Genomic DNA, 13,048 nt, shown 5'->3' with positions numbered 1-13,048 from the left:
GGCCCATGATGGCCCTTGGGGCCAACAGCGGAGCCGGTGTTAGTGGATCAATACTAGCCGTCTGACCGTGCGATGTCATCGCAGGCGCACCCGGCGCTCAGCTCGATCGACCAGTCGTCGGCCGCGCGCTGCTGGCGCAAGGCACCTACGCCCACCACGTCTTGGCGATGCGGCGCAGCTCTTGCTCGGCCTCGGAGCGCCTGCGCGCGTCGGCCTCGAAGAGGTCAGCTGTCTTACGCAGCACCAGCACGTAGGGGCTGCCCTGCCGCCGCGTCACATGGGTCACAGGGAGTTCGGCGCCGTCGAGGCGGTGGTGAAGGTGCTGTCGCCCTTGCTTGGCGATGGGCCACTCGAGCACGCGAGCGGCCGGGTTAGCGAGGAACCCCACGAGCTTCTCGCAGAGGTCGCAGGAGCACCCGGCCGGGAGGTGGATCGACCAGTCGTCGACCTCGCGCGGCGCGCTGTTGGCGCGCTGTTCGAGCAGGTCACTGGCGACACGGGCCAGGTCGCGCAGGCCGGACTTGTCGATCCGGGCGGCAGGCCACGCGCCGGCGGCGTTGAGCGCCGGGAGCAGAAGATCGAGCAGTGAGTCGCTCGCCTCATCACTGCACCACGCGATGACCTCGGCCCGCACTTCGTCGGCGGCGCCATCGGCCTCCGCGACGGCCCCCATCACACTGGCGAGGAGTTTGCCCAGGTCAGCGAGCCGACTCCGGACGGTGGTGGTGCTGGTTGCCGCCAGCTGCGACGGGAGCTGGGGGCGCAGCCACGCCCACGACTGCTGGAGCAGCAACGACGTCAGGTCGGGGCGTTGCCTCAACGCGCGGGTCAGTTCGGGGAGATCTTCGACCCAGTTTTCGCTTAGGCCGCCGTAACTGCGGCGCGCCTCCGGGGAGAACCAGCGCGAGATTCGCGCGCGGGTCCAGGCCGGCCCGCGCGTGTCCGCCAATCCCAAGAGGCTGTCGGCGCCCTCCGGGCTCAGGTCGTCGATGGCGAAGGGGTGGAGCAGCGCATCTCCCATCGTCTCGTCGTCGAGGTGGGAGGCGAGGGCCATGGCGTCGGCGAACAGGTGGCTGACGCCAGAAGGCTCACCTGACACGAGGTGTCGGTAGCCCAGTGAGCTGACGACGTCGGGCCAGATGGGCAGCAGCCCGGCGATATCGCGCGTCGCGCTGTCGTCGTGCTCGGCGAGACGCCGCAGGGCGGTGCGCAGTTCGGCCGCGGGGGCGGCGCGCACCCGGTTGGCGAACGCGAGGTGGGTCGGCCAAACGAGCAGGGCTCCGCGGTGATACCAGCGGTCGATGGTGTTGCCGTAGTTGCCCATGTAGCCCTGGTGTTCGCGGGCGTAGGCGCGCAGGGCCCGTGACGGGGTCGTGGCGGTCAGCTCGGCGTTCGTCAGCAAGATCCCGGGCTCTTCGACGGTGCCGTCGGCGGCGCGGGCGTGTGTGATCGTCACCTCGGAGTCGATGAGCGACTCGTCGCCGCCGTAACCGTCGTCGCGCGTCTCGTGCACGTCGGCCAGCGCCAGCACCACCTCGCAGCCGGCGCGGGCGGCGGCTTCACGCAGGATGGCAGCGCGTTCGGCGTCGACGCCCTTGAGGCGCCCCATGCCGCCGACGAGCGCGCGCGGCGTGTAAGAGTGGTCGAGCAGGTAGGCGACGCGGGTCGGAGTTGCGGCCTCCCCTCCGTAGCGGGGTTTCACCGCCGTGGTGAAGTGCCTGTTCAAGAGGGTCTCGGCCTCGGCGACGGCGTCGCCACCCACGGTCTGCCCGGCCGTGTCGCCGCGGAGCAGGAGGTTGTAGGTGAGCGCGACGCGGTGGCCGGTGCGCACGGGCAGCACCTCGTGGACGGCATCGGCGTAGAGCGCCACCATGGTCGTCGCGTCCCGCGATCCCGCGTACGTGCTGGGACCCTCGGGGCCGTGAACGACGAGTTCTCCTCCGCTGGAGGGGCTTTGGAGCACGACGACGAGCGTGGCGACCATCGCGTCGTCCTTCTCGGAGTCCTGATGCTGGGCGAAGAACTGGCCGCGTTCGTAGACGAGCAGGGAGTGGAACTCGGCCTCCAACCGACAGCCGACCGGCAGAGCGAGGGCTCTTCGCGCCTCGTCAAGGATGTCGTCCAGTTGGCCATGCCAGTCCACGTCGACTGCGGTCCGCGGAAAGTGCCACGTGTGCCGCACGCTTGTGTCGAGCAGCGTCTCCTCGCCCTTGCCGAACGGCGCCGCCTCGCCCTTCGCGACGAGCCTCCTCGCCGTCGCCGCCGTGAGCGGGAGGCGCAGCTCGCCGAATCCGGCGACCGTGACCGTGGGGCTCTGCTCCCGCTTCGGCAGCGCCGCACTCGAGCGCGCCGACATCCCACCACCCAGCAGCAGCGCCAGTTCGTCGAGATCCTTGGTCGTCATTCCGCCATCCTGGCCGAGGACGCGTTCGTCATGCCGACCTCGGTCTCTCTGGTGAACTCGGTGCCAGGGATTCTCACCAGACTGCGGCGGGGCTGACGGCCCGCCAAGGCAGGTGGCTGTCGAGGGTCGTGAAGTGGGGCAGACCGGCCCAGGCGTGGTGGTCGCCGATGACGTACAGGCGGGTCTTGGCCCGGCTCGCAGCGACGTTGACGAGATTGGGGGTCGAGGCTGCCCAGGTGCGGGCGCCGGGACGCGTCGGGTCGCCGCCGAGGACGAACACGACCACGTCGGCCTCTTGCCCCTGCGCCGTGTGGACTGTGCCGGCACCCACTGGATGCCCCAGAAGGTCGGGGAACCGAGCGACGGCGTTCGCCATGGCGCGAAAGGGAGAAATGACGAAGATCTCCTTCGCGGGCACCGGGGGTGCCCCCGTCGGGGTGGTGCCGTCCAAGAGGTCGCGGACGAGCCGTTTAGCCACCTCGATATCTGTGCGGAGCGCGTGACCGTCGCCGTTGCTCGCCTTTACGTGCAGCCAACAGCTCTCGGGCAAGTCTCTCTCGACCTCGTCGGGCGTGGTGCGGCTGGCAGGATCTGCGCCCAGTTCAGCGGCGGGCTTGCCGTGGATCATCAGGCCGCCGTAGGCGACGGTGTTGGAGATCGTGAACATCGGGTCGTCACAGCGGCGGTGCACCCGCAGCGGCGTGCCCACCCAGATGCGGGCGTCACCGGAGCCGAGCGAAGTGCCCCACGGGTTGATGCGGTCGGCGACCACTTGCACCGAGGTCCGCGAGGGCAAGGCCTCCTGCGATGCACCGTGCTCGGTGGCGATATTGGCCTCCGCCTTGGCGGGGAGCGTGACGATCGGGGTCAGTTGGAAGGGATCGCCGACCACCAGGGCGTGCTGGGCGCGCCACAACGCCCCGACCGCGGACTGGGGCGTCGCCTGACCGGCTTCGTCGACGAACACCCACCCCAGCGACTCCGCACCGAGATGGGAGAACATGCGCCCGAACGACGCGAAGGTCGTGGACACGAGCGGCACGACGAGAAAGAAGGTCTGCCACGCCGCGAGAACGGCGGCCGGATCGACGTCTTTGGGTACGCCGCCGCGGACGACGTCCATCGCCGCACGCATCGACTGAACGAGCGACGGTTGCCCGGGCTCGCCAGTGGCGCAGTGTTCGAACCACACGTGATGGATCCTCAGGCCGGCGAGGAAGGCCTCGGTGCGGGCCCGGTTCAGGGACTCGTCCGCCCAGGGGGCGTTGAGCTCGCGGGCTCGATCGCTCTCGAGCCAGTGCGCGTCGGGGTAGGCGGCGCCCCAGCGCTGCCGGTCGCTCTCACACACGGCTGCCAGTTCTCGCTGCTCCTTGAGGTGACTGGTTCGTTGCTCCTGCGCCTGGGCGATGTCGCGTCGTAGGCCGGTCACACGCTCGCGGGCTGCGGTCAGGGCGCTTTCCGTGCGCGTGTGGGCGGCAGCGGCTGCCTCGGCGGCGACCCGCAGCGGCGCACCGGCGTCGTCCCATTCGCGGTGAGCCGCACCGAGGGAGGTGAGCGCCGCCCACCATCCGGGCCGGGACCGCAGATGCTCAGCAACGCGGGCGTCAGCCTCGTCGTGCTTCGTTGTGGCGAAGAACAATTCGCGGGCGATCTCTTGCTGACGCTGAGCGGCCTCTGGCTCTTCCCGCGTCAGCCGCGCCAGGTGGCTCTCCATCTCCTGGAGCTCGCGATGAACGTCACTGTTGCGGACGAGGCGTTGTTCGGCCTGCGTGGCCTCGGCGGCCAGTTTGTCGACCCTGCCCAGGGCTCGTCGAAAGGCCCCCACGGCATCGGCCCAGGACGTGGACGGACCGGCTGCTGCTTCCTCGAGCAGATGCCGGAAGGTGCGGGGTTCGCCCTGCCACTCGCGTTTGTTGGTCCAGAACGCGTTGGCGAAGGCGCGGCGGTTGGTCCGGTTGCCCAGCCTGGCGGCCACCATCCCCCACGCCTGCGCTGACTCGTCCCCTTTCGTGGCGCGCCGGACGAGGGTTGCGATGTCGCGCAGGTAGTCGGCCTCCGCCCACGGCTCTTTGACGGCGTCGGAGCCGGGGAGTTCGTCGGAGACGTTCTCGACAGCCCTGTTGTTCGACGAGGCGACGACCATCTCGAATCCCGTCAACTCGGGCCTCAGGACGTGGACGACTTTGATGAACTCGCCGACCTTCCATCTCCGCTTCTCTCCCGTGAATGCCGCTCTCGGGTGTTCGAGGTCGGCAAGGCGGCGTGCGCGCTCGACGACGAGCCCGGCGAAGACATCGCGCAGCAGCGTGGTCTTGCCGGTGCCGGGTGGACCGTTGACCGAGCGCAGTGCGGGTCCGCCGTCGAGGTCGCCCAAGGAGAGGTCCACGGCCAACTGTTGGCTCGTGGCCAGGGAGTGGGCCGGCTTGGAGGGCCACCGGCCGTAGGGCAGCACGGCGGGCCTGACCTCGGGGTACGTGAGGCCAGGGCGGGCGACGGTGTCGGTGCGTTGGGCGGCCTCGCAGCCGACGGCGCCGGCCAGGTAGTCCATCAGGGCGGGCGAGGCGTTCCCGGCCTCGACCGCGTCGGCGGCGCGCCCGAGGTCGTCGAGGATGAAGCTGTTGAGGAAGTCGCTGCTGTCGTCGTCCTTGTCGGGGTCGACGGCGCGACTCTGGATGCGGGCGATGGTGGCGACGGGGAGGGGGTCGCGCTCGCCGGGCCCGTCGATCTCACCGGGGATCGGGCGGAAGGTGTGCTTGCGCGGCAGGCCGGTTGCGGCGCGAGTCAGGCCGCCGATCTTCATGAGCAGCTCGGGCGTGAGGGCGCGTCCGCGCTCGCTGGGGTCGGTCGCCTCCAGGCCGACGAGTTCGCTGATGGTCTGCGCGTAGTCCGCCGTCGCCTGCGTGAACTCGTCGAACCAACGATCGGAGCGGCGATCGGCGCGTAGTGCCCGCCCAAGACCCCACGCGGCGCTGGAGAGGACGGCGGACTCGGGGTCGAGGTGCCCGTGCTCGTCGACGGCGAAGCAGGCAGCGGCGGACTGACCAAGCGGTCGCTCGTCGTACACCGCATCCGCGGCGGCGTAGATGTGGTCGAGGCAGTCGTACATGGTGGTGAGGTCATAGATCCACACGTACACGGTGTGCCGCCACACATGCCTGGGCGGGAGCGGGCGCCGTTGCAGGTAGGTGCCCTCTTCCCACGGCAGCGGCATCCCGGGCCGCCAGTCGACGGACGGGGCCGTGCCATCGCCGGGGTTGGCCTTCTTGACCGTCTGCGGCGAGAACAGCTCCATGTCCCGCCAGGCCCTGATCACTCGTGCCTGACTCTGCCCCTGCGACATTCAGTGCCCCCTGGCTCGACTGCGGCTCACCCTAGCGACGGGGTACGACAGGTCGCGGGCCGGTGATCAGGTCACCGCCGCGAGCCACGTCCGGTCGGATTCGGCCGCGAGCTTGACAGCCTCACTCCCCGCGGCTCCAGTAGGTCGCCACCGCGGTGATGGCCTCGTCTCGGGTCATGGCGCTGACCTCGCGCTCGGACAGCCCGGCCTTGCCGATCAGCAACCGATACAGGTCCACGGGGATGCTCTCCCGCTCAGGGGTCGGCATGCCGCGCGGGGGCGGCACGTTGTCGCGCACGCACGCCCAGAACGCGGCCTCATCGACGTCGAGTTGGTCGCGCAGTATGCGTTTCCAGAGGCCTGCGCCGTAGGTGTCCTTGTTCGGTGGGTCAGAGATGCGAGTGCGCAGGACGCGCCCGTCCGGCAAGGGGAGCTGGAAGGTGAGGTAGTGGTTGACGCGCCCACCGGTGGCGCGACCAACCTCCTGCCAGCCCTCGTTCTCACAGAAGCGCAGGTGGTCTTTGCGGCTGGCGGCGGGCCACGTCACGCAGCCGACTCCCCGGTGAGCCAGTCCATCAGTTGTTGGTCACTGGAGACGTCGACGAGAGCCACCAGGTGCTGCAGGCGATTGTGGTTCGGAACGTTTCGGAGCCCTGCCCAGTCCTCGGCGTATTCACGCAGTGCCTCGACGAGATCGGCGGCGGCCTCTTGGAGGTTCTCCCCTTCGGCAGCGAACGGGGCACCGGGTAGCGCGATACCGACGCCGCCATCCTCGAAGAACACCTCGGGCGTGACCCCGACCGCCGCAAGCAGCGCAGGATGCAGCAACTCGGTCGAGACGAGCGCGAACGTGCGCCCATCACGGTGGACGAGCCCGGTTCCGCCGTCCTGGGCGACATCGAGCATGGACTTGAAACCCTTGCGGGCCTCCGTGACGGTGTCGTATTCGGCGACTGGCATCGTACGCTCCTCTATGTACAGCATGTACATGCAACTATCGGCCTCTCAGGCTGCTGATGCAAGTTCCCTGGGGGTGCGTCCGGGCGGCCCTAGTTTTGGCATGCCTGCCCGTTGCTTGTCACGGGGGAGGCATGTCTCGAAGAAGCCTGTCGATCCGTAGGTGTTCGGTTGGTGGGTGCCGGAATTCCGGCTCCTACGCGCGCATCAGCGAACGCAGGAAGTCTCTGGTCAGTGGGTCGGTGGAGTAGATGCGGACGCTGCGCATGCCGCGGGTGAGCAGCACCTTGTAGACGTTGCGGATGAGGCGATCCACCTGCCGGTCGTCGACGGCGGCGCGATTGCGGAAGTCGGGGTCACGGTTGGCGGCGCGCACGACGACCCAGCGCCCGTCGCGCCAAACGAGGTCGGGGCCGATGATGACGCCGGCGTGGTCGTACTCGAAGCCCTGAGCGGTGTAGATGCAGCCGACCTGCCCGAAGCCCGCCGGGTCGGTGGCCCACAGCGCCGAGGGTGGGGCGCCGCCGATGCCGCGGTCGCCGCGCAGGTTCCACGGACGGGCCCAGCCGTCGATGACGACGTCGGGCACGAGCGTGCCGTCCGGGCGCGGGTCGCTCCACGGCCAGCAGTAGCCGGCCGCCATCCGGGCCGTCGCGCCGTCGCCGTTGAGCCGCGCGAGCTGCGCCTCCATCGCACCAGGCGAGTCCACGACCGACACCTCGAACCCGTCGTCACCCCTCCAGGCGACCGGCCCACCGGGGGCAAGCCCGAGCAAGCGCAGCACCTACTCGACATACAGGCGACTGCCGCCGCACCGGAACTGCTGGTCCAGCGCGATGCGCTCCACCCGCAGGCCCAACGCCTCGGCGTGCGCGGCGATGTCGTCGGCGGTCCCGCGCTCCCCCGGGCGCACAACCTGGTGCTCGTCGAGGAGGAAGACCGGAACCCGTGCCGCGGAGAGGAGTTCGTCGACCTGGGGGCGCCCGGCGGCGCGAAGCTCCTTGCGCGTGTAGCGGTTGACGGAGGTCTCGCAGGCGGTGGCCTCGTCGAGGATGAGGCAATCGAGGCTGTTCGGCTCGGCCGTCATGAACGAGTTGAAGTAGCCGAAGAGCTTCTGCACGCGCGGTGCGCGCCGACCGGCGACCTTGCGCAGGGTCTGGGTGAAGGAGCGAGAACCGGTGGCGTGCATGACGGTTCGACCCTCGCGGGAGAGCTGGCCCATGAGGGAGAGGGCGATGACGGACTTGCCGCTGCCGGGGCCGCCGGTGACGATGACGGCCGTCTTCTGGTTGGCGTGGCGGGCGCGGTGGACGGCGTGGAGGACGTGCTCGTAGGCGGCGCGCTGCTCGTCGAGGAGCACGAACTGTTCGCGGTGCTGGACCTCGTCCGCGGCGACGGCGAGCAGCTTGCGCGACGGGGCGGTGGCGCTGCGCACGAGCAGGTCGGCCGCGTCGGCGCCGCTGCCGGTCGCGAGGTGTTCTCGCAGGTAGTCGACGAAGTCGCTGCGTCGCTGGCCGGTGAACAACCGCCCGTGTTCCGTCGCCGGGCGGGCAAGGAGGTCTTCGACAGCGAGGTCGGTCGCATTGTGCAGGTAGGCGGCGCCGACGAGGCTGTGCGGCTGATCCGCCAGCGCCGAAGTGAAGTCGGCGAGATGCTCGACATACCCCTCGACCTGGACCGCGGGGTGGAGCACGCCGCGGTCGCCGTACTGGTCCACGCGCACGAGGGTGTCGTTGTCCTCGAAGCTGCTCGCGCCGCTCCACTGCTTGAGCTCGAGGACGACGTAGGAGGGGTCGCCGGTGCGCGGGTGCGTCCCCGCGAGGACGACGTCGGCGCGCTTGCTCGTCAGCGGCAGCTGGTATTCCAGGAGCATCTCGACGCCGCCCAGGCCGGCGTCGATGAGGTCGGCCCGAAGCTGCGGGATGCTGCGCGACCACGACCGCTGCTCACCCGGCGACGGCCGGGCACCCGTCTGGATCGACATCTGCTCGGCCAACCGCTCGGCAAGGTGGGCCTCCAGGGCAGACAGGCCCTGCGCGGACGAGCGAAGCAGATACACGGACGGAACCCCAGGCAGCACGAAGTAGCTCGTGCGGGTGGGGGCGTGTCCCTGGTGGAAGCCCGTCGGGCCGCAATGACGTTGTCAGGGTAGTCCGAGGCGATCCGGGGGTGGACGATACCGCTCGGTGGCGCGGAGCCGAGGCCCTGGGGCGAGGTGGCCGGCCCTGAGCCTCGGTGACCTTGCGAAGGGCGATGAGGGGAAAGGGATCAGCGACCGACCTCGAGTTGCTGCCCAGATCAGGGACAACGTGGCGATGCAGAGGGTCGGCGAGGCTCGCCAGGTTCAGAGTGGCCGACGATAGGCTACAAGACATGATCGTGGCGACCGAGGGAGGCGGGCTATGGCGCGCGCAGACCTGCTCCTAGATCTGGTTGAGGCCGAGCGCCGTGGCGATCGGGACCGTTTCCGCGTGCTCGTCGAGGCGGTCATCGCTGAGGAGCGAGCCAACCAGCACCACCTGGTCGCAGACCGCCTGTCCGAGCTGATCACGACGACCGGACAGAGTGTCGCGCGTGATGATCGCGCCGCAGCGATGCGTGACCTGGTGCAAGATATCGTCCCTCATCGCCGCTTGGACGAGTTGGAGCTTGCTCCGGTCCCGCACCGAGTGGTCACGGAGTTGATCGAGGAGCAGAGGCGCGCCGAATTGCTGCGCAGCTACGGGATCGAGCCCCGCAATCGGCTGCTGCTGTCCGGCCCGCCGGGCAACGGCAAGACCAGCGTCGCTGAGGCCATCGCCTCGGAGCTGATGCTGCCGTTCTACGTCATCCGCTACGAAGGGGTCGTGTCCAGCTTCCTGGGCGAGACCGCCGCACGGCTCGACAACGCCTTCGAGTTCGCCCGCACCCGCCGCTGTGTGCTGTTCTTCGACGAACTCGACACCATCGCCAAAGAACGATCAGACGAGCACGAGACCGGTGAGATTAAGCGGGTTGTCTCGACTCTGCTGCTCCAGATCGACCAGCTTCCTCCGCATGTGCTGCTGGTGGGAGCGACTAACCACAGCGAACTTCTCGACCGGGCGGCATGGCGACGCTTCCAGATCCGCGCTGAACTCGAAGCGCCCAGCCGTGCACAGGCGACCCGTTTCCTGGAACGCCTCGCCGCCCGCTTGGGTGGCGACCTCGGATTCGCCCCCCGCACCCTGGCGGACAAGCTCGCGGGAGCAAGCTTCTCCGAACTGGAAGAGTTCGCCTTGGATGTGCGCCGCAGAGCCGTGCTGGAACTCCCCGATAGCAACCTTCGGCGCATCGTCCAGGAACGGCTTGAGCACAGACGAGATCAGGCTGCGGGGTGACAGCGGAACCTCGGCCACTCCTGGCGTTCGGGTCGCCAACGGTGGTAGATCGGCCGAAAAAACCGTCCCCGAACCTGCCGCGCTTGTCCAAACCCAGCGCACGTCGGCAGGGGGAGCGGCTTACTCCGCAGTTCGGCGAGCTAAGGGCAGCGTTCGACGCAAAGCGGGCACGTCTTTCCCCTGATGCACCCGACGAGGTCGACCCGGCTCTGGTGGTCGTCTTCGACCTCGCCGGCAGCGTCAAGGACTTCCGCAACGCGACTGACGGGATCGAGGGACTGGAGTTCCTATCCGAGCTGATCGGGGACCCATGCGACCCTGACGACGACTTCCACATGATCGACTCCGAGAGTGGCCGCACAGACAAGCCCGTTCAGCACTCCCTGTATTTGACGATGTCTAACGCCAAAGCGCTTGACGAACTCCTTCGTCTTTTCAAAGACTGGCAAGCAGACCCGTCAGCGTCGTTCGCCTACGGCTTGGGAAAGTTCAAGACTGCGTTCGAGCAGCTCTCCGCGATCCGACGCTGGGGGCCCGAGGACCGCATCCGAGAGACTGGCCTGCGCGATCTGTGGCAGGAGAGGCTCGACATAATCGGCCAGTCCGTCAGTACCGTGATGGTCGAAGTTGAGCTGTGGTTCCGCCGCGACTCCAAGCAGCGCACAACCGCACAGGCGCACGTCGAGCAGGTCATTTCCAGCAGTGGCGGGCGTGTGCTCGACCGCTCCCAGATCAGCGACATTAGCTACCACGCCCTACTCGCGGAGCTGCCGATACAGCAGGTTCACTCGCTATTGGCCGACGGGGCTGAGTCGATCCGACTGCTGACCACGGACGAAGTCATGTTCGTCAGCCCGTTCACTCCTATGAGCGTGGCACCTCCGACCTCAGAACCGGTCAGCGAGGCCTGCCTGCCACCCGGAGAACGCACCGCGGGCCTGCCCAGGGTCGCCTTACTGGACGGACTGCCCTTTTCCAACCACGACGCTCTTGCCGGCCGGCTGGTAGTCGATGACCCCGATGAGCTTGGCGATAACTACCCGCTCGCAGCGCGCCATCACGGCACTGCGATGGCTTCGCTAATCATCCACGGCGACCTCTCCGCAGACAGCGAACCGCTTGAACGGCCACTGTACGTGCGGCCTATCATGCGACCCCACGAATTCGTGGCAGGACACGAGCAGATGATCCCGGACCGGCTGCTCACCGATCTACTCCACCGCGCAGTCAAGCGAATCATCGAGGGAGAGGCCGGTCGGGATCCCGTTGCGCCGAGCGTGCGCATCATCAATCTCTCAATCGGCGCGCAAGCGCGAGCGCTCGTGCGCAGGATGAGCCCTGTTGGGCGGCTACTCGACTGGCTGGCCCATTCCTACAACCTGCTGTTCATAGTCAGCGCAGGCAACCACCTCGGCCCGGTCACCATCCCGGCCGAGGCCATGAGCAGCGACGAGTCCGCACGATCCGCCGTGATCCGGTCCGTCTACGACGCCGTGCTAGTGCGTGGCATCCTCCCTCCAGGGGACGCCCTCAACGCACTCACCATTGGCGCTACCCATAGCGACAACTTCGGCGACATCGACGTACCAGACACAGCCTGGGACATCACCCACCAGGACGGCCCAGCTCACTACGGCGCGACCGGACCCGGCGTCGACCGCTCGGTCAAGCCCGACCTGCACCACATCGGAGGCAGGGCGCTCTATGCCCGCCCTGTGACGCCGCCCCATGGGCAGGAAGCCGTCGAAGTGGAACTGGCTCAGACCGCGACGAGCGGGCCGGGTCTGCGAGTAGCCGCCCCTGGGCGAGCGGGCGCAACGAACAGCACCCTCTTCACTGTCGGCACGAGCAACGCAACCGCTTTGGTGACCCGCGAAGCCAGCCGCCTGCTAGACATCCTCGAAGCCGGCTCCGACGACGCCGACGACGCGCAGCTGCCGGACCCGCTGTACCATCCGCTGCTCGCGAGAGCTCTTCTCGTCCACGCCAGCAGTTGGGGCGAATGGGAAGCACGACTCCGCCGTGAACTCGGCCTCACCAACCAGCTGGCCCGCCGCCACCTGACCGCGCTCCTGGGCTACGGCCGGCTCGACACCGGCCGACTCGGGATCGCAGCCACGAACAGAGCGGTGCTGGTCAGTGGGGGACTGATTGCGCGCGACCAACGCCACACCTACGAGCTGCCACTGCCGCCCTCGCTTCGCGCACGCGCGGAGTGGCACCGCTTCACTATCACCCTCGCCTACATGGCCCCCACCGTCGGCCAGCTCAACCGGTACCGTGGCGCCAAGGTGTACTTTGCTACGCCGGACACACAGCTCGCGGGCGGGGCCCGGATCGACGCCGAGCACAACTCGGTCAGACGAGGGAGCCTTCAGCACGAGATCGTCCAGGGCACCCGCGCGATGGTATTTGGTGCTGACAGCACCTTTCCGATCCACATTGAGTGCATGGACGACGCTCAACGCCTCCGCGCTGGCGACACGGTCCGCTATGCACTCGTCGCGTCCGTGGAGACGGCCGAGCAGACGTCGACCACCGTCCACGATGAGGTGCGGACTGGACTGCGTCAGCAGGCCCGCGATCGCGCCCGCGGCAGAGTACGGAGTTAAGGGGACCCCCTGGCTGGTCGATTCCACTTGTCGACAACTGCCAAGGAGCGCCCCTAGGTGCGAGATGTCGCGGACGTTGTTGAGATCAGGACATTGACGAGTTGGATGAGATGACGGCATTCCGCCGCGGTAGGCGAGAGCTCGTAGGCATGTTGGTGCGAGGCGCGGGAGAGGAGCGCCCAGGCGTACTCCGCCTGGGCTGCCAGGTCGGGACGGGCGGTGAAGTAGGCGGCCTCCAAGCAGGAGAGCTTTGTGCGCATCGAGGCCGAGCCTGGGTCGTTGCCATTAGCGAGCAAGAGGTCGCCAACGGCCTCTTCGAACGCTGCACGGGCTAGCCAGCACGCGGCACGACCGCGGTGCTGGGCTGGGATCGATG

7 protein-coding genes and 1 pseudogene are annotated in these 13,048 nt (G+C 68.4%); 2 read left to right on the top strand and 6 right to left on the bottom strand.

Annotation, left to right across the window (positions count from 1 at the left end; genetic code table 11):
• Positions 1 to 145: 145 nt before the first annotated feature.
• The 5 genes and pseudogenes from KILIM_RS14670 to KILIM_RS25075 all read right to left on the bottom strand — a co-directional run bounded on the left by KILIM_RS14670 (position 146) and on the right by KILIM_RS25075 (position 8,574).
• On the bottom strand, positions 146 to 2,404 hold the full coding sequence (locus KILIM_RS14670) for a 2OG-Fe(II) oxygenase (RefSeq protein WP_006593502.1): 2,259 nt from the start codon (positions 2,402 to 2,404) through the stop codon (positions 146 to 148).
• 73 nt (positions 2,405 to 2,477) lie between these two features.
• Positions 2,478 to 5,744: a DEAD/DEAH box helicase gene (locus KILIM_RS14665; RefSeq protein WP_006593501.1), complete on the bottom strand. Its 3,267-nt coding sequence runs from the start codon at positions 5,742 to 5,744 to the stop codon at positions 2,478 to 2,480.
• A 121-nt stretch (positions 5,745 to 5,865) separates the two neighbouring features.
• A complete protein-coding gene (locus KILIM_RS14660) occupies positions 5,866 to 6,291 on the bottom strand; it encodes a hypothetical protein (protein WP_006593500.1) in 426 nt (141 codons plus the stop codon).
• Positions 6,288 to 6,704: a RelB antitoxin-like protein gene (locus KILIM_RS14655; RefSeq protein WP_040563510.1), complete on the bottom strand. Its 417-nt coding sequence runs from the start codon at positions 6,702 to 6,704 to the stop codon at positions 6,288 to 6,290. Before KILIM_RS14655 ends, KILIM_RS14660 begins: the two co-directional genes overlap by 4 nt.
• A gap of 193 nt (positions 6,705 to 6,897) precedes the next feature.
• Positions 6,898 to 8,574: pseudogene (locus KILIM_RS25075) on the bottom strand (DNA/RNA helicase domain-containing protein).
• A 529-nt stretch (positions 8,575 to 9,103) separates the two neighbouring features.
• Between KILIM_RS25075 and KILIM_RS14645 the strand changes: the two are divergent.
• Positions 9,104 to 10,060, top strand: coding sequence for an AAA family ATPase (locus KILIM_RS14645; RefSeq protein WP_006593496.1), 957 nt, complete (start codon positions 9,104 to 9,106; stop codon positions 10,058 to 10,060).
• 83 nt (positions 10,061 to 10,143) lie between these two features.
• The gene (locus KILIM_RS14640; RefSeq protein ID WP_246308480.1) at positions 10,144 to 12,672 is read left to right on the top strand and encodes a S8 family peptidase; all 2,529 of its coding nucleotides are present in this window, start codon (positions 10,144 to 10,146) and stop codon (positions 12,670 to 12,672) included.
• Positions 12,673 to 12,725: 53 nt separating this feature from the next.
• Here the strand turns inward: KILIM_RS14640 and KILIM_RS24650 are convergent, their stop codons facing one another.
• Entirely contained in the window at positions 12,726 to 12,932 is a 207-nt protein-coding gene (locus KILIM_RS24650; RefSeq protein WP_217997111.1) for a hypothetical protein, read from the bottom strand.
• Between the last annotated feature and the right edge of the window lie 116 nt (positions 12,933 to 13,048).

The organism is Kineosphaera limosa NBRC 100340 (genome assembly GCF_000298215.1).
Lineage (GTDB): Bacteria > Actinomycetota > Actinomycetes > Actinomycetales > Dermatophilaceae > Kineosphaera > Kineosphaera limosa.
This window is presented reverse-complemented; position numbering and strand designations above follow the sequence as displayed.